25 protein-coding genes are annotated in these 26,708 nt (G+C 36.4%); 12 read left to right on the plus strand and 13 right to left on the minus strand.

Translation table 11 applies throughout. The features are described from left to right. Positions 1-11: 11 nt before the first annotated feature. From uppS to A6B44_RS06235, 8 genes are all read right to left on the minus strand, one after another. Positions 12-740, minus strand: a complete 729-nt coding sequence (gene uppS / locus A6B44_RS06200; RefSeq protein ID WP_090919476.1) for an undecaprenyl pyrophosphate synthase — start codon at positions 738-740, stop codon at positions 12-14. Next, complete coding sequence (gene ispC, locus A6B44_RS06205; RefSeq protein WP_090919474.1) at positions 740-1,930, minus strand: 1-deoxy-D-xylulose-5-phosphate reductoisomerase; 1,191 nt, start codon at positions 1,928-1,930, stop codon at positions 740-742. The genes uppS and ispC overlap by 1 nt, the downstream gene beginning before the upstream one ends. Before the next feature lie 197 nt (positions 1,931-2,127). Next, a complete protein-coding gene (frr, locus tag A6B44_RS06210; protein WP_090919471.1) occupies positions 2,128-2,685 on the minus strand; it encodes a ribosome recycling factor in 558 nt (185 codons plus the stop codon). Between the two features lie 96 nt (positions 2,686-2,781). Then, positions 2,782-3,417, minus strand: coding sequence for a LysE/ArgO family amino acid transporter (locus tag A6B44_RS06215; protein WP_090919468.1), 636 nt, complete (start codon positions 3,415-3,417; stop codon positions 2,782-2,784). A 320-nt stretch (positions 3,418-3,737) separates the two neighbouring features. Then, complete coding sequence (gene pyrH / locus A6B44_RS06220; protein ID WP_090919465.1) at positions 3,738-4,451, minus strand: UMP kinase; 714 nt, start codon at positions 4,449-4,451, stop codon at positions 3,738-3,740. Between the two features lie 203 nt (positions 4,452-4,654). Then, positions 4,655-5,503, minus strand: a complete 849-nt coding sequence (tsf, locus tag A6B44_RS06225) for a translation elongation factor Ts (protein ID WP_090919462.1) — start codon at positions 5,501-5,503, stop codon at positions 4,655-4,657. Between the two features lie 108 nt (positions 5,504-5,611). Next, positions 5,612-6,349: a 30S ribosomal protein S2 gene (gene rpsB / locus A6B44_RS06230; RefSeq protein WP_090919459.1), complete on the minus strand. Its 738-nt coding sequence runs from the start codon at positions 6,347-6,349 to the stop codon at positions 5,612-5,614. A gap of 332 nt (positions 6,350-6,681) precedes the next feature. Beyond that, positions 6,682-7,155, minus strand: a complete 474-nt coding sequence (locus A6B44_RS06235; RefSeq protein ID WP_246253096.1) for a Z-ring associated ZapG family protein — start codon at positions 7,153-7,155, stop codon at positions 6,682-6,684. Positions 7,156-7,562: 407 nt separating this feature from the next. Between A6B44_RS06235 and A6B44_RS06240 the strand changes: the two genes are divergently transcribed. The 11 genes from A6B44_RS06240 to rsmA all read left to right on the plus strand — a co-directional run bounded on the left by A6B44_RS06240 (position 7,563) and on the right by rsmA (position 21,465). After that, positions 7,563-9,968 (plus strand): BapA/Bap/LapF family prefix-like domain-containing protein, encoded by a 2,406-nt coding sequence (locus A6B44_RS06240; protein WP_090919456.1) that lies wholly within the window; start codon positions 7,563-7,565, stop codon positions 9,966-9,968. Between the two features lie 315 nt (positions 9,969-10,283). Next, complete coding sequence (locus tag A6B44_RS06245; RefSeq protein WP_090919453.1) at positions 10,284-11,717, plus strand: TolC family protein; 1,434 nt, start codon at positions 10,284-10,286, stop codon at positions 11,715-11,717. 78 nt (positions 11,718-11,795) lie between these two features. Then, positions 11,796-13,913: an ATP-binding cassette domain-containing protein gene (locus A6B44_RS06250; protein WP_090919450.1), complete on the plus strand. Its 2,118-nt coding sequence runs from the start codon at positions 11,796-11,798 to the stop codon at positions 13,911-13,913. A 115-nt stretch (positions 13,914-14,028) separates the two neighbouring features. Beyond that, entirely contained in the window at positions 14,029-15,198 is a 1,170-nt protein-coding gene (locus A6B44_RS06255; RefSeq protein WP_090919448.1) for a beta-barrel domain-containing protein, read from the plus strand. A gap of 205 nt (positions 15,199-15,403) precedes the next feature. Next, positions 15,404-15,832: a 50S ribosomal protein L13 gene (gene rplM / locus A6B44_RS06260; protein ID WP_090919445.1), complete on the plus strand. Its 429-nt coding sequence runs from the start codon at positions 15,404-15,406 to the stop codon at positions 15,830-15,832. 16 nt (positions 15,833-15,848) lie between these two features. Next, complete coding sequence (rpsI, locus tag A6B44_RS06265) at positions 15,849-16,241, plus strand: 30S ribosomal protein S9 (RefSeq protein WP_090919442.1); 393 nt, start codon at positions 15,849-15,851, stop codon at positions 16,239-16,241. A 130-nt stretch (positions 16,242-16,371) separates the two neighbouring features. Continuing rightward, positions 16,372-16,998 carry a uracil phosphoribosyltransferase gene (gene upp, locus A6B44_RS06270; RefSeq protein ID WP_090919439.1) on the plus strand — a complete coding sequence of 209 codons (627 nt, stop codon included), beginning with the start codon at positions 16,372-16,374 and terminating at the stop codon, positions 16,996-16,998. Between the two features lie 98 nt (positions 16,999-17,096). After that, entirely contained in the window at positions 17,097-17,936 is an 840-nt protein-coding gene (gene queF, locus A6B44_RS06275; protein WP_090919436.1) for an NADPH-dependent 7-cyano-7-deazaguanine reductase QueF, read from the plus strand. 129 nt (positions 17,937-18,065) lie between these two features. Beyond that, entirely contained in the window at positions 18,066-19,493 is a 1,428-nt protein-coding gene (gene hldE, locus A6B44_RS06280; RefSeq protein WP_090919433.1) for a bifunctional D-glycero-beta-D-manno-heptose-7-phosphate kinase/D-glycero-beta-D-manno-heptose 1-phosphate adenylyltransferase HldE, read from the plus strand. A gap of 94 nt (positions 19,494-19,587) precedes the next feature. Continuing rightward, a complete protein-coding gene (locus A6B44_RS06285; RefSeq protein WP_090919430.1) occupies positions 19,588-20,526 on the plus strand; it encodes a peptidylprolyl isomerase in 939 nt (312 codons plus the stop codon). A gap of 90 nt (positions 20,527-20,616) precedes the next feature. After that, a complete protein-coding gene (gene rsmA, locus A6B44_RS06290; RefSeq protein ID WP_090919428.1) occupies positions 20,617-21,465 on the plus strand; it encodes a 16S rRNA (adenine(1518)-N(6)/adenine(1519)-N(6))-dimethyltransferase RsmA in 849 nt (282 codons plus the stop codon). A 288-nt stretch (positions 21,466-21,753) separates the two neighbouring features. On the opposite strand, the gene A6B44_RS06295 is transcribed toward rsmA, so the two are convergent. From A6B44_RS06295 to A6B44_RS06315, 5 genes are read right to left on the minus strand one after another with little or no spacing between them, the layout of a single operon-like run. Beyond that, positions 21,754-22,401 (minus strand): hypothetical protein, encoded by a 648-nt coding sequence (locus A6B44_RS06295; protein ID WP_090919424.1) that lies wholly within the window; start codon positions 22,399-22,401, stop codon positions 21,754-21,756. After that, entirely contained in the window at positions 22,402-23,385 is a 984-nt protein-coding gene (cysB, locus tag A6B44_RS06300; protein ID WP_090919421.1) for an HTH-type transcriptional regulator CysB, read from the minus strand. A 9-nt stretch (positions 23,386-23,394) separates the two neighbouring features. Continuing rightward, on the minus strand, positions 23,395-24,066 hold the full coding sequence (gene yjjG, locus A6B44_RS06305) for a pyrimidine 5'-nucleotidase (RefSeq protein ID WP_090919419.1): 672 nt from the start codon (positions 24,064-24,066) through the stop codon (positions 23,395-23,397). Position 24,067: 1 nt separating this feature from the next. Next, positions 24,068-24,910, minus strand: coding sequence for a CAF17-like 4Fe-4S cluster assembly/insertion protein YgfZ (gene ygfZ / locus A6B44_RS06310; RefSeq protein ID WP_090919415.1), 843 nt, complete (start codon positions 24,908-24,910; stop codon positions 24,068-24,070). Between the two features lie 10 nt (positions 24,911-24,920). Continuing rightward, positions 24,921-25,784, minus strand: coding sequence for a YicC/YloC family endoribonuclease (locus A6B44_RS06315; RefSeq protein ID WP_090919412.1), 864 nt, complete (start codon positions 25,782-25,784; stop codon positions 24,921-24,923). 153 nt (positions 25,785-25,937) lie between these two features. On the opposite strand from A6B44_RS06315, the gene rph reads away from it, so the two are divergent. Beyond that, positions 25,938-26,654, plus strand: coding sequence for a ribonuclease PH (gene rph, locus A6B44_RS06320; protein WP_090919409.1), 717 nt, complete (start codon positions 25,938-25,940; stop codon positions 26,652-26,654). The last annotated feature ends 54 nt before the right edge of the window (positions 26,655-26,708 follow it).

Below are 26,708 nucleotides of genomic sequence, written 5' to 3' on the forward strand. Positions count from 1 at the left end.
TTTGATGGTAATTAACAACCACCAAAACGGCGTTCACGTTGCTGATACGCCATTATCGCTTGTGCAAAAATTTCATCGTTAAAATCAGGCCATAACACAGGTGTAAAAAACAATTCTGCGTAGGCAATCTGCCATAATAAAAAATTACTGATCCGTTGCTCACCACTGGTTCGGATCAACAGATCCACTTGCGGTTGTTGCTCGGTGACTAAATTTTGTTGTAACTGTTGCTCGGTAATATCATTTAACGTAATTTCACCTAATTTTACTTGTAATGCCAATTTTTTAGCCGATTGTGTAATATCCCACATTCCACCATAATTTGCCGCTACATTAAGAATTAAACCATCATTATTTTGCGTTAATTGCTCTGACTCGGTAATTTTGTGCTGTAATTCATCACTAAATGCAGATTTATCGCCAATCACTTTTAAACAGATATTATTTTTATGTAATTTTTTCACTTCGCTGTTTAAGGCTTTCATAAAGAGTGACATCAAAGCAGTAATTTCATCTTGTGGACGACACCAATTTTCACTACTAAACGCATAAAGTGTTAGTACTTTAATTTGATGACGAGCTGCAAAATTTACTGCAGATCTAACCGCTTTCATTGCATTTTGATGACCAAAAACACGCAGTTTACCCTGCTGTTTCGCCCAACGCCCATTACCATCCATAATAATGGCAACGTGTTGCGGCATTCGCTCTAAATCAAAATTTACATCTAATTCATTCATTATATTTGCAATATCTGTTGTTGTGCCAGCTCTCTAGCTAACTTATCTATATGTAATACATCCGCAATTTCACTGATTTTTACGGGTGCAATATTCTCTACCACCAAGCGATTAACCTGCTCAATATCCGTAAAGCGAATTTGATTATTTAAGAACGAAGCAACAGCGACTTCATTCGCTGCATTCATTGCTGTTGTGGCATACTGCCCTTCTCTAAAGGCATCAATCGCTAATTTCAAGTTTGGATAACGTGCAAAATCAGGCTCAATAAAAGTTAACTCTTTGAGTTTAAAAAAATCTAGAGGTTCAACATTTGAATAAATTCGTTCAGGATACGCCATTGTATGTGCAATCGGAGTTCGCATATCTGGATTACCCATTTGAGCGATCACACTACCATCAACATAACGCACCATCGAGTGAATAATGGATTGCGGATGGATAATAATTTCCATCTCATCTTCACTGGCATTAAACAACCAACGTGCTTCAATATATTCCAACCCTTTATTCATCATCGTCGCTGAATCAACAGAAATTTTCTGCCCCATAGACCAATTAGGGTGTGCGACAGCCTGTGCAGGTGTAATGGTTGAAAATTCAGTTAATGGCTTAGTTCTAAATGGGCCACCCGATCCTGTTAAAACAATTTTGCTGATCCCCAACTCTGCCAACGGACAAAATCCGATCTGACTTTGTGCTTCAGGCGGTAAGGATTGAAAAATCGCATTATGTTCACTATCCACAGGCAACAATTTTGCCCCTGATTTTTTCGCTTCATCAATAAAAATCTGCCCACAAGTAACCAAAGATTCTTTATTGGCTAACAACACTTGCTTACCTGCCTTCACCGCAGCAAGAGTCGGTAATAAACCCGCAGCCCCTACAATCGCCGCCATTACCATATCCACATCAGCGTGAGCCGATAAGTCACAGATCGCCTTGCTTCCTGCTAACACTTCGGTTTTAATGGAATGAGATTGTAATGCAATTTTCAATTGTTGAGCAGCATTTTCATCATCTAAGGCGACAAATTGAGGTTGGAATTTTAAACATTGTGACAGCATTAACTCAACATTTCGCCCCCCAACAAGGGCAAAAATTTGATAGCGTTCAGGATTTCGTTCAATAACAGAAAGGGTACTTGTACCGATTGAACCTGTTGAGCCTAAAATAGTGATTGTTTTCATCGTGTTAATTTTAAATGTAGGGGAGCATTAGCAAACTTGTTTGCGTATATGCTCCCGCTCGTTAATCTACATTTTTCGGGAGGATATTCCATTCGCTACGCTCATTCAATCCTCCCCTACGGAATAACTTTTCTTATTAAGCGGTAAGATTTTATAGAAAATTTGCAAAAAACAAATAAAATCTAACCGCTTCAAAATTAGAAATCTAATAATTCTTTTTCTTTTGCTGCTAACACTTCATCAACCTGTTTCACAAACTGATCTGTTAGCTTTTGAATTTCATCTTGAGCCTTACGCTCTTCATCTTCACTGATTTCTTTATCTTTTAATAATGCTTTAATTTTATCATTTGCATCACGACGTACATTACGTACTGCCACCTTACCTTGCTCTGCTTCACCACGCACAATTTTAATTAAATCACGGCGACGCTCTTCTGTTAACGGTGGAAGTGGTACACGAATTGTTGTACCAGCAGTCATTGGATTTAAACCTAAATCTGATGTCATAATTGCCTTTTCAACATCACCAATAAGACTTTTATCAAAAACTGTTACAGCAAGAGTTCTTGCATCTTCAGCAACCACGTTAGCCAACTGACGAAGTGGTGTTAATGCACCATAGTAAGATACTTGAATACCATCTAATAAAGCAGGTTGAGCACGACCCGTACGTACTTTTGAAATATGATCTTTAAAAGCATCAATACTTTTAACCATACGTTGTTCTGCATCTTTTTTTATTTCAATAATCATTTAATAATCCTTTTTGATAAATAGCTAAAAAATTAAGGCAGATTGTACCGAATCTGCCTTAATTTTCCTAGTGTTATTTTAGCTCTATAATAACGCTTATAACCCAGAAGCCTTAAGTAAATCATAAGCAAACATAAACAATTGATAAGCAATAAAAAACATCACCATTGCAACAATCACATCTAAAATCTTCCACATATAAGCTTTAGCAAATAATGGCGCCAATTGCTTACCACCGTATCCCAATCCTACAAACCACATCAATGAGGCAAAAAGAGCGCCTATTAAAAAATAAATTTTTTGTGAAAAATCAAGGTTGGATGCAACACTCCCCACAATCACAACCGTATCCAAATAAACGTGAGGATTAAGCAATGTAATAGCCAATATCGATAAAACCGCCACTTTTTTACTGATATGCGATTTATCAATCGTCACCTGCATAACATTATCTTGAAACGCACTTTTTAATGAAGACATCCCATAAAAAAGCAAAAACGTCGCTCCTAATAACGATAACCCAAGTTTTGCTATGGTATTATCAACAATTAACTGCCCTAACCCTAAAACCCCCATACTCATTAATACAAAATCACATAAAAAACAGACTGAAATCGTAATAAAAATATGACTATTGCTGATAGCACGTTTTAGAACAAACGCATTTTGAGCACCAATAGCAATAATCAAGGTCGCAGAAGTTAAAAACCCCGTTACAAATATATCAAACATAGGTCAACCACTCCTTTAAAAAATAAATAACAAATTCGAAAGTAACAAGAATATATAACAAGATCAAGGTAATTTAATAGTTGAAATACTGTAAAAACAAGTCAACTGTAAACTTTTAGTGATTGATTTTTATAAATTAATAGTAATATAAGTGTTGATTTGTACTAATTATAGACACTATTAAGAAAAGCTTATACTTCGATGGTTCGACAAGCTCACCAACCGCAAGATCAGCAACCGCTATCTTTTGATCCCTGAGCTTGTCGAAGGGTTTTCTTTGTAATACAAGAGGGTATTAATCAATGTTAAGATATTGATATTTAAGAAATCGTTGTCCCTTCCTCTGTACCTAAAATCACTTTTTTCAATGCGCCAACTTTACCCATATTAAACACACGAATTGGCATTTTATGATCACGAGCCAAAGTAAAAGCAGCTAAATCCATTACTTTTAATTCTTTATCAATCACTTCTGCATAAGTAAGTTTATTCAGTAATTTTGCATCAGAATTTTTGGCAGGATCACAATCGTACACACCATCAACTTTAGTGGCTTTTAGCACTACATCCGCTTCAATTTCAATACCACGCAAACAAGCAGCAGAATCTGTCGTAAAAAATGGATTACCTGTACCTGCTGAAAAAATCACGACTCGTCCTTCACGCAACATTTTAATAGCATCTGACCAATTATAATTATCACAAATACCTGTTAAATCAAAGGCAGACATCAATTTTGCATTTACATCTTCACGGTGTAGTGCATCACGCATTGCTAAACCATTCATCACCGTTGCAAGCATACCCATATGATCGCCTACTACACGGTTCATACCAGCTTGAGCCAATTTTGCACCACGAAATAGATTTCCACCACCAAGAACAATCCCAACTTCAACACCCATTGCAACGAGTTCTTTCACTTCACTTGCCATTCTATCCAAAACGGAAGGATCAATACCAAAACCTTCTTCACCTTGTAGGGCTTCACCACTTAGTTTTAATAAAATTCTTTTATAAATTGGTTTGCTCATACTTACCTCTATTATCATATCTACTAGTTGTAGAGACCTAGTATGCTAAGTCTCTACGGAAAATGTTATAACAAGCGGTACGATTTTTTCAAAAATTTGCAAATTCTTACTTAAATCTTACCGCTTATCATAAAACTCTACTGTTATACTCAACCTGATAACCAAATAAAAGGCGAACATTTTGTTCGCCTCTTTTTAAGCTATTATGCTTTAGACATTGCGGCAACTTCTGCTGCAAAGTCAGTTTCTTGTTTCTCAATACCTTCACCCACTTCAAAACGGATAAAGTTAGAAACATCAGCACCTTTCTCTTTTAATAAATCGCCAACTGATTTAGAAGGATCCATAACAAAAGGTTGTCCTGTTAATGACACTTCACCAGTGAATTTCTTCATACGACCTTCAACCATCTTCTCAGCAATTTGCTGTGGTTTACCAGATTGCATTGCGATATCAATTTGAATTTGACGCTCTTTTTCAACCACTGCTGCTGGCACATCTTCAGGTTTAACAAAGTCTGGACGACTTGCTGCCACGTGCATAGCGATGTGTTTAACTAACTCATCATCTGCATTTTGCGCTGCAACGATAACACCGATTTTTGCACCGTGTAAGTATGAACCTAAAACATCACCTTCGATGGTAGCAACACGACGAATATTCATATTTTCGCCAATTTTAGCCACTAATGCTGCACGTTGATCTTCAAATTTTGCTTTTAACACTTCAACATCAGATACTTTATTTGCAATTGCATAATCAGCGATTTCATTTGCTAAGCTTAAGAAACCAGCGTCTTTTGCAACGAAGTCTGTTTCACAGTTCATTTCAAGTGAAAGACCAAAAGTACCATCGATACGGTTGATGATTACACCTTCAGCTGCAACACGACCTGCTTTTTTAGCCGCTTTTGCTTGACCAGATTTACGCATATTGTCGATCGCTAATTCAATGTCGCCATTTGCTTCAACTAATGCTTTTTTACACTCCATCATACCTGCGCCAGTACGATCACGAAGTTCTTTTACTAATGATGCTGTAATTTGAGCCATTTTTTAATCCTCGATTATAAATAAGTTAAAATAAAGCAGGGATATCCCCGCTTCACTAATGTTTCAAAGACTAACCTATCAGTGAAGTTAGTCTTAACTAACGATGAATTACTCTGCTGCTGGAGCGTCTGCTGCAGCGGTGAAAGTTTCTTCACTTACTTTTTCTTGACCACGACCTTCTTTAACCGCTTCTGCTGCTGCAGCTAAATAAAGTTGGATCGCACGAGTCGCATCATCATTTCCAGGAATAATGTAATCAACACCATCAGGATCTGCATTCGTATCAACAATTGCAAATACAGGAATACCAAGATTATTGGCTTCTTTTACTGCGATGTGTTCATAATCTGCACCGATAACAAAAATTGCGTCTGGAAGACCAGCCATATTTTTGATACCACCTAAGCTTAATTCTAACTTTTCAAGCTCACGAGTACGCATTAGCGCCTCTTTCTTAGTAATTTTTTCAAATGTACCGTCTTGAGTTTGAGCTTCTAGCTCTTTTAAGCGTTTGATTGATTGACGAACTGTTTTCCAGTTAGTAAGCATACCACCTAACCAACGGTGATTTACATAGAACTGTTGGCAATCTAGTGCTGCTGCTTTAACTGCTTCACCTGCGGCACGTTTTGTACCAACAAAAAGAACCTTACCGTTATTATGAGAAATACGAGTTAATTCGTTTAATGCTTCATTAAACATTGGAACTGTTTTTTCAAGATTAACGATATGAACGCCATTACGTGCACCAAAGATGAATGGTTTCATTTTTGGATTCCAATAACGAGTTTGGTGACCGAAGTGAACGCCAGCTTTTAGCATATCTAGCATAGAAACTTGTGCCATAAGATTTTTTTCCTTTAAATTGTTTGCTCTACTTTATATATCATAGAGCGGGGTTTAGCCTCCACATATTCTAATAATTTGACCTAAAAAGTGACCTATCACCTTGTTCAGCACCCCAATTATTAACAACAAATATGTGTGTGATTTCGAATTAAAAATTAAATTGTTTTGTTTGTTTTTTGAACGTAAATTTTTTACACACAAAAAACGCCGTATTTATACCAAAATTTGAAATAAATTGCTAGCAATTTTCACTATCCTTATCATAAATAAATTTGAATAAATACAACAAAGCCTCGCAAATAGCGAGGCTTCTCTTAAAAAATAAGATACTATGACTTAGCTTCTTCTTCCGTCTTTTCCTCAGTCTCAACGGTGACATCTGTTTCAGCAACACTTTCTTCTTTTACTGTTTCCACTTCAATAACAGGTTCAACAACCACTTTTTCTTCTTCTGATTGCGACTCTTCCTTGCTATTTTCTAACTGAAGCTGTTTGAAAAGATCAATACTATGTGCCTCTGGCAACAATTTTTCAGATCCATCAGCTAAATGGGTATACAATTTTTTGTAATCTTGAGCAAGAGTGGATAACAACACGGCACTTTCGGAAAAATGTGTTTCAAGACGTTTTTTCTGAACCTCTTGTTCTGCTTGAACTTTTTTAAACTCTTTTTCAAGTTTAACGTGTTTTTTGACATTATCTTTGGTTAAACGCAATATAAAGTAACCCACAATCAGTCCAAGTACGAAAGCAACCCCTGCAATTGTCCACATTTCATTTGTCCACTGCTGCATATTTTGCATAACATTCTCCTAAAATTAAAAAATATAAAAAATAAAATCCATAAAGATGACATCACAATAACATAATTTGTTCCCAAAATGTATGTTTGATAATTGATTTTGTGATGATGGTCACAAGGTAATCCTTCCTCCATCTTTGACAAACTCAAAGAACAAGGGATAGCGCTTGCTGAGCCTGTTAAAGCAGAGATTTTTCTTAATAATATCAATTCCTTTCATCATAAAAACTGATAACCCTGCTCATTTTTCATCCAAAAGCCCTCCATTACTACGATTTCGCTTGCGTTTTTTTTTTTTTTTTTACAATAGGGAAGTTTTACCTGGATTTTACAGTATTTGCGAAGTGTGAGTATAGTTTAAATTTGATGCGGTGAGACCTTAAATTTTCAACAAAGAAGGAACAGCTTATGAACGTAATCAACAACTTAGGAGCAACTAAATATATAGTTCTTCCATTTAATAGACAAGAAATCACTTTTACCAACAGAAATGGTGATGATTTATTGGTCAAGCTAAGCAGTGGCGAAGTAGTGAGAGTGAAAGACTTTTTCGATATGCCTCGTCACCTATTATTAAACCCAGAACAAGGCAAATATATCCAGTTACTCGATATAAACGATGTTTCAGGTAGCATATTAAGTACTAAAACCCTAACATCAAGTGAAGCAACAGCCCTATTAGGCAATGATTTACATATGTTAAGTTCACAAGCATCATCAGATGTATTGTTGTCAGACGGTTTATATAAAGGTGTTGCTGAAACATCTGCAATGACAACGGATGACGCAATCAGTGGTGCTGCATTAGGATTAGGCATTTTTGGTGCTGCAGTTGGTATTGCCAGTACCACTGGGGCATTTGGTTCTGATTCAGGATCAAATTCAGATAATGACTCAGCCAATAGTACAGAAACAGTGACTAATCCAGATGGTCCAACTACAACAACAACCAAAACAGATACGGATGGTGATGGTGTAGCAGATACCACAACAGTAACTGAAAAAGACCCAAGCGGTAAAACAACCAAAGAAACTGTAACAGTGGATAAAAATGACGACGGAAAACCTGATTTGGTGACAGAAACAGTGACTAATGATGATGGTTCTACTACAACCACAACCAAAGAAGACACTAATGACGATGGTACAGTAGATAGCACAACTGTAGCAGAAGACAAAGACGGTGACGGAAATCCTGAAAAAACCACAACAACTGCAGACACAGATGGTGACGGTAAAGACGACACAGTGACAGTATCAGAAGATATTAATGATGATGGTACCATTGATAAGGTCACCACAACTGTTGATATGAATGAAGACGGTAAACCTGAAAAAGTCACTGAAATAGTGAAAAATGCGGACGGCTCTACCATTACCACAACTCAAGAAGATACAAATGGTAATGGTACGTTAGAAACTAAATCTATTGCAGAAGATAAAGACAGTGATGGAAATCCTGAAAAAACAGTTACAACCATTGAAGACTCAAAAGGCAGAATTACATCTACAGAAACTGCGACAGACCAAGATAGTGATGGAAATCCTGAAGAAATAATCACTGTTGAAACTTCTTTTAGTCCAAATTCAGGTGTAAGCCCTAAAACAACCAATACTGTGGAAAGAGATTCTAATGATGATGGAGAATTAGACAAAACCATTGATGTTACTCATGTTAGTCGAGCTGGTATTGTAACGACAGAAAAAGGAGAAGTTCTTTATCGTGCAGCTGATGGTTCAAAAGCTATCAAGTATACCAATGACGAAAATAATGAGGTCAGAACAGAGGTTGTAGATAAAAACGGTCACACCACAAGAATTGAAACTGATTATCAGGGTGATGGAAAAATTGATAGTATTACTACAATTGAGCATGATGAAGAGAATCATCAAGTAAAATATCTCGAGGATAGTAATGGTAACGGTACAATTGATAAGGATGAAGTTATTGAGGTTTATACTATGGATGAAAATAACGAATACAACATCAGTAGAGTATATAGTTATGGAACCGAAGAGAATATCAACCAAATAAATGAGGATACTTACGGTAAGTTATGGTATTTACACACCTATGACTATAATAACGATGGTCAGAAGGATGCATATAACTTCTCACTTCATAATGAAAAAGAACAAATTGTAGAGCAACGTAGAGGAAAATATTACGATGAGCTTGAAAATATTACGGATATTAAAGATGTGGTAGGAACGGATACTATTTCAGTAGAGGGTAATACATATGAATATAATGATGAAGGACGTATGTCTGTTCGTTCTAATTATGCATCTGTTAAAGATATAGCTACTGATAAAGTATCTAGTGAGCATTTTTATGAGTATGATAATTCAACAGATCTACTTACAAAAGAAACCGTATATAATGGGCATATAGAAGATAATAAGGTATCAAATATATCGCATTATGAATACAATAACTCTGAAGAAAAAGTTGCTCGCTATTATGATAATCTCACGGATGGTGAAAATATAGATTACGTAAATATCTATGGAAATCATACAGTATCTGAATCGGCAAAATTTGATATATCTGGAATGAGCGGTATCGGATTTAATAAAGAGGATGTAACACTCACTATCACCGATGACACACTAGATAAAATCGCTAATGATGTAAATAGTCATAAAGTGTTTGTAGATAGCTCTCTCTCAGGTGATGAATTAAGATTAGAGGGTAACTTCACCAAAACCATAGAAACGGAAAGTCGCGGAGGTCAAGACTATGTGAAATACACGGATGAGGTTGGAAATGCATTCATTGTTGACCCTGATGTAACTGTTAATATTATCTAACCCACTGTTTTACAGTAAAAAAGCAACGACATTTGTGCCGTTGCTTTTAGGATAATACCAACTTTAGGATAGAAAACGGATTTTTTATCCTACCCTTATTGCGGTGGTTGAGATATCTATTAAGGGTTACTAGTCCTCTCTCTTAGCAGTCATTTCTTCCACCGTAATTTTATTGGATTTGTATGGATAAACGGCGTTTATGCATACAAGTTTCATATTAGCTTAAACAAAAATGAATGCAACCATAAATTCTTTCAATGAAGCGGGTAGATGTGATTAAAAATTTACACATTTTTACTCTATGGGATTGTCAAAATGAAAACAACTAAAAAAATATCTCGTTATCACCTTTTAATTCGATTACTTAGCTATGGACTGTGTGTCTTTATGTTAGCGTCCTGTAGCTTACCTAAAAAACAAGGTGGCTTTACTGTTCGCAAACTCTCGTTTGCTTCTTCCACCACAGCGTCGGTGAAGAAAACGCATACACAACCCCCTAAACAATTAACCGTTAAATCACAACCACAGGTCGCCAATAATAAAAAAGAGGTTAAAAAACTGCTTTCCACAATGAAAGCCATTACCAAAATCAAACCCGTTGCACCTATTGCTTCTCAAAATGCGTTGCAACGTATTATTCACTCTGCATTACAATACAATATGGCGCATTCCCCTCTGCCAGCGGTGATTGAACAGCGAGAATTTGAAACTGAAGCCATTCGTAACCGTAATTTACCCGATATTCGTCCTACGGCCAGTGTGTCTGGAAATGGGTATAAATTTGCAGGTATTTCAGGCTCTTACACCCTGTATGATTTTGGGTTAAATAACGCCCTTGAACAACAAGGCGAGCTGAAAACCCTCTCATCCCGTTTGGATCTTTTACAAGAGCAACGCAACACCATTGCTGACACCCTGATTTCCGTTAGTAAAATTGCCGCATTACAAGCCAAACAACGCTTAATTCACAGATCGATTAAACAACAGCAACAACTGGCGCATTATGCCAGTAACCGTCTGAATGCAGGGCTAATTACTGAATCAGAACCCCTTGCATTAGACTTACGTTTATCAGAGCTCAATACTAAACTAGATGCAACAAAGGTGGAAATTCAGTTAAATTTAAAATTATTATCGTCAAAATTAAGCGACCCGATTACCTTAAACGCTATCCCTGCCATTGATAAATTAGCAAAAATGGTAGGAGTATTCAGCACCGTTGGAAAACCAATTGCCCTCAAACAGGCGGAACTGGCAGTACAAACGGCAAAACAGCAATTACTTAAAGCCAAAGCCGAACGTTACCCTAAAATCGCCGTAGAGGGACGTGCAGGGTATAACAGTGACAATGAAGAAGTGTATCAAGCCAATCTAACCTTAAGCGCACCAACCTCTATTTTTGCCAGTAATACCAATATCAGTGTGGCAGAGGCAAATTATCGCAGTAAACGGAAGCGGTTAAGTCAAACTCGCTTAAATTTAGCCACTGAGCGTGAACGTATTCAACTAGAAACCAAACGCTTAAAACAAAATCAACTGCAGTTGCGCCAATTGGAAAACGCCAGTCAGCGCAGTTTAATGTTATACCGTCAAAAAATTGGAGTCGCTAAAGCCTCCATCAGCGATATGATCAGCGCCTACCGCACCCTATTAAACGCACAAGAACAATTGGTAAATGTGGATAAAGAACTGATGGTCTTAAACGCTAAATTAATCAAAATTACCGCAGGTAACCAACAAGTCAAATAATCAATGATTTACCTCAAAATGGAGACCCGCTCATAGGCGAGGTCTCCACGGTAAACTAGCAACGGAACATATGACAAAATGCAAGATAAACAGACACAACACAACTGGCAATTACCCCTGCAACAGGCAGTAATTCTTCAAACTGCTCAAATTGGTGTAGGGATAGTACTCAGTGATATTCAAAGTGTAAACAGCTTTGATGCTCTCGCCAACACGGCGTTTCTGACAGAAGAGTTGCAACTTAATTTACAAATACGTCACTTATCCCTCTCACATTTTCAACAGTTGCAGTGTCCTGTCACCGTGAAACTTAAAAATAATCACTTTGCCACAGTACTTAAAATAACCAAAAAACAGGTGATTGTTGCCAGTGATACGGGGGTTAATATCACCTTACCCCTAAAAACCTTTTTAGCGGTATGTGAGGATGAGGTCTTGCTGATCCGTAAAAACATCAACCGAATGTATAATGAACAGGGGATCGACTCAGAGAAAAAACATTGGTTTTGGCGTGTCTTTAATCAAGAATACCCTATTTTTACTCGTGTATTAATCGCCTCATTTTTTGCCAATTTATTAGCCATTGTCGCCTCTCTGTTTTCATTGCAAGTGTATGACCGAGTCATACCGAATAAATCAGAGGAAACCCTGTGGGCATTATTGATTGGTGTGTTATTAGCAATGGGATTGGAAGCGGTGTTACGGACGTTACGCTCAGTGTTATTAGATCACAGTGGTAAACGTGTCGATTTAACCACCAATGGCTTTTTATTACGTCATCTACTGCGGTTACGTCTATCAGCCAACACGCCACCGCCTAATTATTTAACCCAAATGATGCGAGAATTTGCTTCTGTTCGAGAGTTTTTTACCGAAGCGGCAGTTGGCTCTTTAGTCGATATTCCTTTTGCGTTTTTATTTTTATTTGTGATTTATGCAATTGGGGGGAATGTGGTTTGGGTACCGATACTCGCAAGTATTGCAATGATTTTACCGGCTTTTATTTTTCGAGGAAAAATGCGCCGTATAGTGGCATCCGCACAAGGGGCACACGGTGCGGCCAATCGTCTGTGTAATGAAGTTGCCTATAATTTAGAAAGTGTTAAAGTCACTCAATCTTACGGCTTTTTTGAAAAACAGTGGAACGATATTAATGTGATTAATGCCAATGTCTCCACACGCCAACGTTACCTTGTCAATGCCTTAACCCAGTGGGCAATGAGTATGCAACAACTCGCTTATGTGATTACTATCACCGTTGCAACCTATGCCGCCTTTGAAGGTAAAATGACAATGGGGGGCATTATTGCCTTAAATATTTTGGTTTCTCGTACCCTTGCCCCAATGACTCGCTTAAGCTCACTCTTTATCCGTTGGGCGCAAGTAAAATCCTCGTTAAAAGGCTTAGAATCGATCGCACAAGGCGAGCAAGACGATCCTATCACTCAGAAAAAGTTACGCCGTCCGCAATTAAAAGGACATCTATCATTGCAAAATGTCGAATATAGCTATGAAAAAGAGGTCGATCCTGCAATTCAAATTGGTAAATTAACCATACGAGCAGGGGAAAAAGTCGCCATTTTAGGCCCTAATGGCTCAGGCAAATCCACCTTATTAAAACTTCTATCAGGACTGTATTTTACTCAAAAAGGGGAAATTAAGTGCGATGGACTAGATATGCGACAAATCTCAGAAAGAGACTTGCGCCGTAACATTAATTATTTTACCCAAGAAGTGAATCTCTTTAATGGCACCTTACGCCAAAATATCACCTTTGATGATACTGAAATCAGCGATGATGTGATTATTGATGTATTACAACAAACAGGGCTAGGTGGATTGCTGAGCTCTCACCCTCACGGTCTTGATTTACCCATTAAAGATGGCGGTATTGGATTATCCGTAGGACAAAAACAGAGCGTACAAATCGCCAGAATGTTATTGGGTAAACATAACATTTTACTGTTAGATGAACCCACCGCCAGTTTAGATCCGAATATTGAAGCACGGTTAATTCAACGCTTAAAACAATTCTCAAGGGACAAAACATTGATTTTAGTGACACACCGAATGCCGATATTGGAATTGGTGGATCGTATTATTGTTATCTCCAACAGCAGAATCACTGCCGATGGTTCAAGGGATGAGATTTTACAGCGAATTCAACAGGTTCAGAAAAAAGAGAATGGTTCATAACCTATTGATTTGTAATGCTGTATTAGGGATAGAATAATATATACACAAGCGGTTACATTCGATTAAAAATTTACACATTTTCACAACAATAAAAAAGACGAAAAAGGATAAACAAATGCGTGATTTAAGTAAGGAAATACATCAACCAAAGAAAAGTAAAATTTTCTTATTATTGATTTCCCTGTTTTTAATTGCTTTGCTTATGTGGTCTTATGAAACACAATTTGCACGTGTAGTCAGAGCCAGTGGCAAAGTGGTATCAGCAGCAAGAACACAGATTGTACAAAACCTTGAAGGAGGTATCCTAACCGCTCTCTATGTGAAAGAAGGAGATAATATTAAAAAAGGGCAAATTTTGGCACAATTTGATCCAACACGTTTTCAAATTTTAGTGGAAGAATCGGAAAAGAAAATTGCCACTTATACCTTAAGAAAATTACGCTTAGAGCACGAAATTAATGGCACGGAAAAACTTACCGTACCCGCATTATACTTAAAACAATACCCTGATTTAGTCAGTAGTGAACAGGCATTGTTATCCTCTCGCTTAAAAGAGTTACAATCTAGACAGCGCAACTTGAAACATTTAATTGCATTAAAAAAACAAGAATATAATAAGTTGAAAAAATTTAATCGAGGTGGGGCGGTGTCTTCCGTAGAACTTCTCAATACACAACAAAGTCTCGCCAAATTACAAGCCGATTTAGATAATTTTTTGAGCACTCGTTATAAAGAGCAGGCAGAAACAATGTCAAAAGCTGTTTCTGAAATTTCTTTATTAAAAGAAAGAATTAAAACAGCGAAAGATCAATTAAAACGCACCATTGTAAGAGCACCGTCATCAGGCACAGTTAACCAAATCTTTTTCTCTACGGTAGGTGCCGTGGTACGCCCAGGACAAACTATTTTAGAAATCGTCCCTAATGATGGCACAATTTTAGTGGAAACCCGAGTGGCACCGAAAGATATTGGTTATGTGGTGTTAAATATGAAAACCTCATTAAAATTAACAGCTTATGATTATAGTATTTACGGTACCTTATTAGGAAAAGTCACAAAGATAGGGGCAGATACTGTACCAGATCAAAACCGACGCGACAGACAATTAAGCTACGTCGTAACCATTGCAATTAACCCTGATTCCTTAGCCAAATGGCGAGCCAGAAAATTAGACATTCGTACAGGGATGGTGGTGGAAGCAGAGTTAGAAGCAGGAAGTATGAGAATTATTGATTATATTTTACGTCCACTATTAAAAACCCGTGATGCGTTAGCGACGATTTAATCATTAAATCTAATCACCTCCACAAACTAAAATACTTATTGAGTTTTACACCTAACATCTGTACAATTAGCAAACCCTGTTTTTGCTTGGTTTTCCCGCCAAGCAAGTTTTGTTTAAATGAGCTCGAAGGGGTTATATTTGAACTACTAGGTAATACTCATTTTGAGTATTGGGTTAATAACTATTAAATATTGGTATTAAATTAATGAAAACTTTTGTAGCAAAACCAGAAACAGTACAACGTGACTGGTATGTAGTAGATGCGGAAGGTAAAACTTTAGGTCGCTTAGCGACTGAAATAGCTAGCCGTCTTCGTGGTAAACACAAACCTGAATATACTCCACACGTGGATACAGGCGATTACATTGTAGTAATCAATGCAGAAAAAGTGGCTGTAACAGGTAAGAAAGCAAGCGACAAAATCTATTACTGGCACACTGGCTATATTGGTGGCATCAAACAAGCTACCTTTAAAGAGATGATTCAACGTCGTCCAGAAGCTGTGATTGAAATTGCGGTTAAGGGTATGTTGCCAAAAGGACCTTTAGGTCGTGCAATGTATCGTAAATTAAAAGTGTATGCAGGGTCAGAACATAACCACGCAGCACAACAACCTCAAGTTTTAGACATTTAATCACGGAGCAAAGAAAATGGCAGAGAATCAAAACTACGGCACAGGTCGCCGCAAAAGCTCTTCAGCTCGTGTATTTATCAAACCGGGCAGCGGTAAAATTGAGATCAACAACCGTTCTTTAGACGTGTATTTTGGTCGTGAAACCGCACGTATGGTTGTTCGTCAACCTTTAGAGTTAGTTGAATTAACTGATAAATTAGACCTTTACATTACTGTTAAAGGTGGTGGTATTTCTGGTCAAGCAGGTGCGATCCGTCATGGTATCACTCGTGCATTGATGGAATATGATGAGTCTTTACGCCCAACATTACGTGCAGCAGGCTTCGTTACTCGCGATGCTCGTTGCGTTGAACGTAAAAAAGTGGGTTTCCGCAAAGCACGTCGTCGTCCACAATTCTCAAAACGTTAATTCTATATTTTCGTTTTCAAAAGCAGAGAGAAATCTCTGCTTTTTTTATATTTTTTATTCCCCTCTGTATCAAAAAATCTGTTAAAATATCCGATCGAGTATTATTTAATTTCTAACCAAAGGGGTTCATATGAAAATCGTTGAAGTAAAACATCCACTTATAAAACATAAATTAGGCTTAATGCGTGCTGCTGACGTTAATACTAAGCATTTCCGTGAGCTTGCAACAGAAATTGGAAGCCTGCTTACTTATGAAGCCACCTCTGATTTAGAAACAGAAAAAGTGACTATCTCTGGTTGGAATGGTGATGTTGAAGTTGATCGCATCAAAGGTAAAAAAGTCACAGTTGTGCCAATCTTACGTGCTGGTTTAGGTATGATGGATGGAGTACTTGAGCATATGCCAAGTGCTAGAATCAGTGTTGTGGGTATGTATCGTAATGAAGAAACATTAGAACCAGTCCCTTATTTCCAAAAATTAACAAATGATGTTGCTGAACGCCTTGCTATCGTTGTTGATCCAATGTTAGCAACAGGTGGCTCAATGATTGCGACTATCGATCTTTTAAAAGCTGCTGGTTGTAAAAATATTAAAGTATTAGTACTTGTTGCGGTTCCAGAAGGACTTAAAGCCCTCGAAGAAGCTCATCCAGATATTGAATTATATACCGCCTCTATTGATAGTCACTTGAATGAACAAGGCTATATCATCCCAGGTCTTGGTGATGCTGGTGATAAAATTTTTGGTACAAAATAATATACACTTTCTCTTCTACAGTGTAATATCTTTCACTCTCCCCTCTTTCTTCAAATGGAAGAGGGTATTTTTCTTTTTAGGTAAAATTATAATAATAAATGAACTATAATGATAAATCACTTTCTGCTTTAACTCTTGGTCAAGACACTGACTATAAAAGTTGTTACGATCCTAACTTACTTCACGCTGTACCTCGACAGCTAAATCGTGATCAGCTTGGGATCACTGAAAAACAACCTTTCACTGAAGGATCTGATATCTGGACGCTTTATGAACTTTCTTGGTTAAATAGCAATGGCATTCCACAGGTTGCAATTGCCGATGTTTGGCTTGATTTTAAGAGTGAAAATTTAATTGAATCAAAAAGTTTTAAACTCTATCTAAATAGTTTTAATCAAACTAAATTTGATTCTATTGAACAGGTTGAACAAAGGTTGCAAACAGATCTTAGTCAATGTGCAAGCGGTAAGATCTTAGTTAAAATTCGCAAATTATCCGATTATAATCAACAACAAATCGCTCAATTTGAAGGCGAGAATATTGATGAACAATCCATTGAAGTCAGTGACTATCAATTCTCTAATCTTTATTTAAAAGATATTGCTGAAGGTGAGGTTTGTGAAGAAACTTTAGTGAGCCATTTATTAAAATCAAACTGCCTGATTACCAACCAACCTGATTGGGGTAGCTTACAAATTCGTTATGTAGGTAAAAAATTAAATCGTGAAAAATTATTACGTTATATTATTTCATTTCGTGAACATAATGAGTTCCACGAACAGTGTGTAGAACGTATTTTTTGTGATTTAATGCAATTTGCGCAACCTGAAAAATTAACGGTGTACGCTCGCTATACACGACGAGGTGGTTTAGACATTAATCCATTCCGTTCTAATTTTGAAGCTGTTCCTGAAAATTACAGGTTAGCTAGACAATAGTGTGAATGAAGCAGTACGATCTTGTATAAAATTTGCAAATTTTTACTACAATGATACCGCTTGTTTTCACTCTATTAAGTAATATGATAAAATCCAACGTTGTTTTTTTAGATATAAGTAATAATTATTATGATGATGCAATGCTCTTCTCAGTTTAAAAATGCTAAGGTTTTAGTCCTTGGTGATGTTATGTTAGATCGTTATTGGTTTGGTGCAACCAACCGAATTTCTCCTGAAGCCCCTGTTCCCGTTGTCAAAGTTCAAAACCTTGAAGAACGCGCGGGAGGGGCAGCTAACGTCGCAATGAATATTGCTGCGTTAAATGTTCCCGTTACTCTGCACGGTTTAGTAGGTGATGATGAGGCAGGTAGTATCTTAGATAAACTACTCAATAAACATCATATTCAAAATCACTGTGTTACATTAGATACTCACCCAACCATTACTAAATTACGTGTGCTTTCTCGTCATCAACAACTGTTACGTTTAGATTTTGAAGAAAATTTTCACAATCTATCCAGTCAACACCTATTAGAAAAACTGACTAATGAGGTTGCTGAATATGGTGCATTAATTTTATCGGATTATGGTAAAGGTACCTTAGATGATGTTCAAAATATGATTCAAATTGCTCGTAAAGTTAATATTCCAATATTGGTTGATCCTAAAGGTACAAACTTTGAACGCTATCGAGGCGCTACTCTGTTAACTCCAAATATGACGGAATTTGAAGCTGTTATGGGGCAATGTAAAACTGATGAAGAGCTCGTTGAAAAAGGGTTACAATTAATTGCCAATTACGATCTTGCTGCTCTGCTTGTTACTCGCTCCGAAAAAGGAATGACACTACTTCGTCCAAATCAAGAGGCCTATCATTTACCAACCCTTGCTAAAGAAGTTTTTGATGTAACAGGTGCGGGAGATACGGTGATTAGTGTCCTCGCCACCGCCCTTGCTGACGGACGCTCTTATGAAGAAGCCTGTTATCTGGCTAATGCCGCTGCGGGTGTAGTAGTCGGTAAATTAGGAACATCAACTCTCACACCAACGGAATTGGAACACGCTATTCATCATCGCAGTGAAACAGGTTTCGGAATAATGACAGAACAAGAGTTGAAATCCACTATTTCTCAAATCAAACGACGTGGTGAAGTAATTATAATGACCAATGGCTGTTTTGATATTCTTCACCCAGGTCACGTCTCTTATTTAGAAAATGCACGTAAGCTAGGCGATCGTTTAATTGTAGCTGTAAATAGCGATGAATCCGTTAAACGTTTGAAAGGCGAAGATCGTCCTATCAACGATTTGAATGCTCGAATGGCAGTACTTGCAGGACTTTCCTCTGTAGACTGGGTCGTTCCCTTTGAGGAAGATACCCCTCAACGCTTAATTAGTGAAATTTTACCTGATTTATTAGTAAAAGGGGGAGATTATCGCCCAGAAGATATTGCGGGTAGTAAAGAAGTATGGGCAAATGGAGGCGACGTTAAAGTGCTTAATTTTGAAGATGGTTGCTCTACCTCAAATATTATTAAAAAGATCCAAGCGTCTTAATCTTGATAAAACATAAAGATTAATGAACTTTTTAGCTGTATATCACTCCAATGGTTCAGCTTAATTAAAAAAAGAATAATGAAAGGAATTTATAATGAAATTTAGTTTTGTAAAATCGTCTCTTGTAACACTTGTAACGCTACTTGCCACTAATCAGTTTGCAATGGCGCAAGAACGTGTTGTTGCATTAGTAGATGATCATATGATTATGGAGAGTCAAGTCAAGCGTCATATGAATAGACACTCAAATCACCAAAAAGCACTTGAAGCGACTATCGATGATTATCTCATCCAAAAAGCAGTAAAAGACTCTGGTGTGCATATTGAGTATCAACAAGTAAATCAAGTCATTGAAAATATTATTGCGCAGAATGGTATTACTTATGGTCAATTACTCGATGCATTAGACTATCAAGGAATTTCTTTCACTGACTATGCGCAAAAAATTTCGGATCAAATGTTGATGGATCAAGTACGTCAAGTCACCATTGGTAAATCTGTCAAAGTCGATCCTAAAGATGTTCAAGCACTAGCCAAACAAATGCTAGAAAAAGCGAAAACAAAGGGATCATTAAAAAATGCGACTGCGAAACAGTATCGCATCAGCCATATATTGATCAAAGCAAATCCTATTTTAAACGATGCTCAAGCTAAGCAAAAACTGATGGATCTCAAAGCACAAATCAATGCTGGAAGTATCACTTTTGAAAAAGCGGCGGAAGAAAACTCGCTAGATTATATTTCTGCTGCCGATGGTGGTGACTTAGGTTGGAATTTCCCTGATGTTTACGATCCTCGTTTTGCTAAGCGTATCAAATCAAGTAAATTAGGCGTGATTTCGGCACCTTTTCAATCTAAATTTGGTTGGCATATCTTAAAAGTAACGGATACTCGTCAAAAAGATACGACTAAAGAAGTCTATTTACAAAAAGCCTATAGACAACTTTTTGAAAAACAAGCAAGAGAGTATTCCAAAGATTGGGTTAAAGCGTTAAGAAAGAATGCGAGAATTGAATATATTAGTGATAAATAATATTAAACGCCTCTGTTTTCAGAGGCTTTTTTTATCTAGTACGTTATAATAGCTTTAATTTATCTTTATTTATTCGATTTTAGGAACATAATGTCATCATCTCATTCAAAAAAACACTTAGGTCATACTGCTCGAAAACGCTTTGGGCAGAATTTTCTACAGGATCAAAATGTTATTCACAATATCGTTTCAGCGATTCACCCTCAAAACAGTGATTTCTTATTAGAGATTGGCCCTGGATTAGGAGCATTAACTGAACCTGTGGCTGAAAGAGTCGATAAATTAACAGTTATCGAACTTGATCGTGATTTAGCAGAACGTTTACGTCATCATCCATTTCTTAATCAAAAACTGACGGTGATTGAGCAAGATGCCTTAAATTTTAATTTTCGTGACTATTTTAAATCGTTAAATTTAGAAGAAAGCTGTGGCATTCGAGTATTTGGTAATTTACCTTATAATATTTCTACTCCTTTGATTTTTCACCTCTTAACTTTTCACGATTTAATTCAAGATATGCACTTTATGTTGCAAAAAGAGGTTGTTAAACGCTTATGTGCTGCTCCAAATAGCAAAGCCTATGGTCGTTTAACGGTAATGGCACAATATTACTGCCAAATTATGCCAGTTTTAGAAGTGCCACCTTCTGCCTTTAAACCTGCTCCAAAAGTGGATTCTGCGGTGGTACGTCTTGTTCCTTACACTGTACTACCCTACCCTGCAAAAGACGTTCGTTATTTAAGTCGAGTAGTAACGCAGGCATTTAATCAACGCCGTAAAACATTAAGAAATTCGCTTTCTCAATTATTTACAGCAGAACAATTAGAATCTCTAGGAATGAATTTACAGGCTCGTGCAGAAAACCTGAGTTTGGCGGATTATGTATTACTGGCTAACTGGTTGTACGATAACGCATCAGAAAATCAACTTTCTTTATAAGTAATCAATTAAATCTAGAATAAGATTGTTACTCCGTTCCTGAGCCTGTCGAAAGGTGGGTGAGATGTAGGAAAAAAGCACTTATACTTCGACAAGCTCAGTAACCGTGCTTTAACAAGCTAACCAACGGTACAATACTATTTTAGTGCTAGTTTCAATTTAAGGGAGTATAAAAAGTCAAAACCTCTTCCTATTTACAGGAAGAGGCTTAAAAAATAATGACTGAAAATTTGCAAATTCTTTAACAAATGTTACCGCTATAATTCAATGACTTAGCTGTATAACTCTTTATTTTACCAATCCATCAAATTCTAATTTATAGTTATCACCATCTCTATTATAAGAAATATAACGAGGGAATTTTTCATTCGCATATTTTTTTACAGTGATATCTTTGTTACCCGTCTTAAATTTATAAGTAATCTCTTTAAAAATAGATTTATTTTTAGTGATATTGTTAACTGTTTTTTTAACCGATATATTTTTCATTGGATAAATTTTCTTACCATTCGTAATTTGAAAACTATTAGGTAATTTATCAAAATAACTTAATTGGTAGGCCATTGTAAATAAGTCAAAAATAGGCAATGCTAATGGAACAACATTTAACTCTCTTCCCTCTTTTACCCTACCATAAGTAACGGTTTTTGAATCAATTTCACTGATAGCATAAATACTACCATTGCGTAAATCTCGATAACTGAGCATATCAAAACGATCTTGATGTTTTAAACCACTGGATGAAAAAACAATGCTATATAGTGGAATATTAATTTTTGCATTAATACTATACTGGTTATCATCATTTTGAAAATGAACATAAGCTGGCATTAAATAATTTGAAGTATACTTAATACGAAAATCTTCTGCCATTGCGATTGAACTAAAGGCAACACTTCCAAGTGCAATATATTTAATTGTCGTCCATAGTTTCATTTATTTTTCCTCTAATTGAGTGTGTTCAAATAATCGAGTAATACTATTATTATCTCGTAATTGTTCTGCCTTTTCTACCACAGTGCGAGTTAAGTGTGGTGAAAATTCAGTAATAAAATCATATAAATAGTGACGTAAAAACATTCCTCTTTTAAATGCTATATGCGTCATACTAGCTTGAAATAAATGTTGTACATTAATTGCCACTAAATCTTTATCAAGCTCAGTATATGCCATTGATGCCATAATTCCCACTCCCATTCCTAAACGAACATAGGTTTTAATCACATCAGCATCCGTTGCACTAAATACAATTTTAGGTAAAACTCCCGCTTGATTAAAGGCATTATCAAGATCAGAATTTTCTGAAAAACCAAAGGTATAAGTAATTAAATCATACTTACTGAGCTCTTTGACTGTCAAAGCACTCGGTTGGTTCACAAATTTTGCAAGAGGATGATCTTTTTTTACTATTACAGAGCGATTCCAAAGGTAACAAGGCAATAAAATAACCCCATCAAATAGATTCTGAGATTCAGTTACAATCACTAAATCAACTTCATTCTCAAGCAGTGCACTATAAATTTGGATAGGAGAACCTTGATGAAGGTGAATACTAATATTAGGGTATTTCTGTTTAAAAGCGGTAATCACATTAGGTAATACATAACGAGCTTGAGTATTAGACGCCGCAATTCTAATCACACCTTTATTCGGTTGCGTTTTCTCTTCTGCAATTAATTTAATGCCTTCAGATTTAACCAATACTTCCCGTGCAATTTTTACTATTTTTTCCCCTTCAACCGTCAAGCCTTTCAAATGCTTACCATTGCGTTCAAAAATATTAATACCCAATTCCTGCTCTAACAAACGTACTTGTTTACTAATACCTGGTTGTGAAGTATAAAGTGCTTTGGCTGTATCGGAAATATTCAAGTTCTGATTTACAATTTCAACAATATAGCGAAGCTGTATGAGTTTCATTTTAAGCTCTTATTTCACAATATCAATGAGGTGTAGCATATCATTGATTTCATAGGTGGGTTTAATTTGCGTATCATTGATATGATTATGAGGATTAAACCAACAAGTATCAAATCCTGCGTTATATCCTCCTAAAATATCTGAAGCAAGCGTATCTCCCACCATCAACACATCTGAATGATCGATTTTACCTATTTTAGATAAGGTATAATCAAAAATTTTCACATCTGGTTTAGGCGTACCCACTTCCTCTGAAACCACTAATAAATCAAAAAAATGCTTAGTATTGGTATTGGTTAAACGAGTCTCCTGCAACTGTGTAAAACCATTTGTGACAATACCCATTTTTACTTTTCCATAAAAATGATTAAGCATTGACTCCACATTTGGTAAAGGCACACTTACTTTTGCCATTTCATTCATCAGTTCTTTATTTAACTGTAACGCAGGTTGCCCAGTCTGTTTTGATAAAGCTTCAAAACGACGAGTTTGAATATCTTGAGCTTGAATTTCTTTATTTTGATAAGCAATCCATAGTGGTTTATTGATAGCTTGAAACGCCTCATAATCTTGTTTTGTAAAATCAATATCATAGCGCTTCAGTACCCTGCTTAATCCCAAATAAGAATTAAACGAAAACAGTGTTTCATCTGCATCAAATAAAATCCATTTATATTTCATATTAATTCTCTAATAAATAAGGTTGTGGGAATAGGGTTAATTCCACACCATTAACTCTAAACAGCGTTTCAGAATCAATATCTTTATTTAAAACTGCCTGTATCCAAAGTTGATTTTCTACAATTATTCCTTGTAAGATCGTTCCTGTTGCTCTCCAGTTTTCACCTAATTGCATTTCAACCGCAGTCCCAATCTCTGGTAATTCTGTTGTGGAAGAAGCCGTTCCAACTAAAGTAAACATAGCCCTTTTATTGGCACCTCGATACTTTGCCCGTGCCACCATCTCTTGACCAATATAACACCCTTTTTTAAAAGAGATTGCTTGCTCAATACATTGCAAATTTAAGGCTTGAGGAATAAAAGTCAGTCGATTTTGTTGTAATAAAATAGGAACGCCATTTTGAATATCCAATAATTCCCATTGTTCACTATTCTCTTCTGCCTCAAGTGGTTGCTCACTTAAAATCATATGACGAGGTGTCTTTTCTTCAAGAGTACAAGCGGTATGATTTTGTGCAATTTTTGCAAAATTCTCCGTATTTATTACACCATAAATAAACATTGTTTTTTCTGTAAACGTCACTTTTGAAAAAATTGCATATTTTTTTAACTGCTCTAAAGCTTCAGGTAACAAACTTTGATGAATAATCACCCAAAATGTATGCTCTGACACTCGATACAAACGGAATAATCCACTGATTTTTCCTTTAGGATCACAATGTGCGGTTAACGTTTGTTTGCCAACATCTAATTTTGCTATATCACAAGTTAGTTGACCTTGAAGAAATTTCTCTCCATCGATCCCTTCAATTTCAATCACTTTATACTGTTTCAAATAAATCATAAGCTTAACTCTATTCTAAATTTTGGATTTGCTCACGCATTTGCTCAATCAATACTTTTAATTCAACTGCTGAATTGGTAATGTCTGCATTAATAGATTTAGAGGCTAACGTATTCGCTTCTCGGTTTAATTCTTGCATCATAAAATCAAGCTTACGCCCTACTGCGCCACCTTTATTTAACACTGCTGTTGTTTCTTTTACGTGAAGTTGTAAACGATCCAACTCCTCAGCCACATCAGATTTTTGTGCCATTAATACCATTTCTTGTTCTAAACGTTGTGGATCGAGTTGCAAATTTAACTCATCAAATTTCTGCTGTAAACGATCTTTTTGCCACTGTAATACCGTTGGCATTTGCTGTTGTACTTTTTCAGCTTCAACTGAAATCGCTTCTAAACGCTGTTGAATCAACTGATGTAAATTCTCACCCTCACGTCCTCGCATTGCAATAAACTCAACTAAAATTTGTTCAAATCCAACTAATAAATCATCAGCAATTTGATCAAAATCTTGATTCGTATTATCTACAACACCAGGATAGCGTAGTATATCAACAAGATTAATATCACCTTCATTAACCGTTTCTTTAAGCCATTTTAATGAATTGATCACTTGGATCGCATAGTCTTGATTCAGTGCCAGTTCATTATTCTGACTATTATTTAATTCAATTTTTAAACTACATTCCACTTTACCACGTGTTAAACTGGCTTTTAAACGCTCACGCAACGTCATTTCTAAATGGCGAAATGCATCAGGTAAACGGAAATAAGTATCTAAAAAACGCTGATTGACGGAACGAAGTTCCCATACTGCACTGCCCCATTCTTTTTTAATTTCAAGGTGTGCGAATGCTGTCATACTATAAATCATTGCTAATTTCCTTTATATAAGCGGTTAGATTCTTTTAAAAATTTGCAAAATTTCACTTAAATCGTACCGCTTCGATTATTTATCTAGAATTATCGTACATTGTACTGGTTATTTGCTAAAATGGGTCAACTTTTTTAGTTTTTAGGAGAATTTATGCGTCCGAATAATCGTGAAGCAAATCAAACCCGTCCAGTCAAAATCACACGTCATTATACCAAATATGCAGAAGGTTCGGTATTAATTGAATTTGGTGAAACCAAAGTATTATGTAATGCCTCTATTGATGAAAGCGTTCCTCGTTTTTTACGAGGCAAAGGGCAAGGTTGGGTAACAGCTGAATATGCAATGCTTCCTCGAGCCACTCACTCTCGTACTCAGCGAGAAGCCTCAAAAGGTAAACAAGGTGGTCGTACCCTTGAAATTCAACGTCTAATTGGTCGTTCATTACGTGCTGTTGTGGATTTAAAAGCCTTAGGTGAGCGTACTATTACCGTTGATTGTGATGTTATTCAAGCAGACGGTGGAACTCGCACTGCTGCAATTACAGGTGCCGCAGTTGCATTACAAGATGCGTTAAATAAATTAATTGAAGAAAAAAAATTGAAAACCAACCCAATGAAGAGCCTTGTAGCTGCAATTTCTGTTGGTGTAGTCAATGATAAAGCTGTTTGCGATTTAGAATATATTGAAGATTCTAATGCAGAAACCGATATGAATGTTGTAATGGTTGAAAGTGGAAAATTTGTCGAGGTGCAAGGCACCGCAGAAGGTGAACCATTTTCTCATAGCGAATTATTAACACTATTAGATTTAGCTAAAGATGGAATCGAGCAATTATTTGAAGCTCAAAAGCAAGCGTTAGCGGGTTAATTCATTTAATTTCTTGTATGTAGGAGCGTATGCAATACGTTCCTACGAATAAAA

This window comes from Pasteurella skyensis, assembly GCF_013377295.1.
In the GTDB taxonomy this organism is placed as follows: domain Bacteria; phylum Pseudomonadota; class Gammaproteobacteria; order Enterobacterales; family Pasteurellaceae; genus Phocoenobacter; species Phocoenobacter skyensis.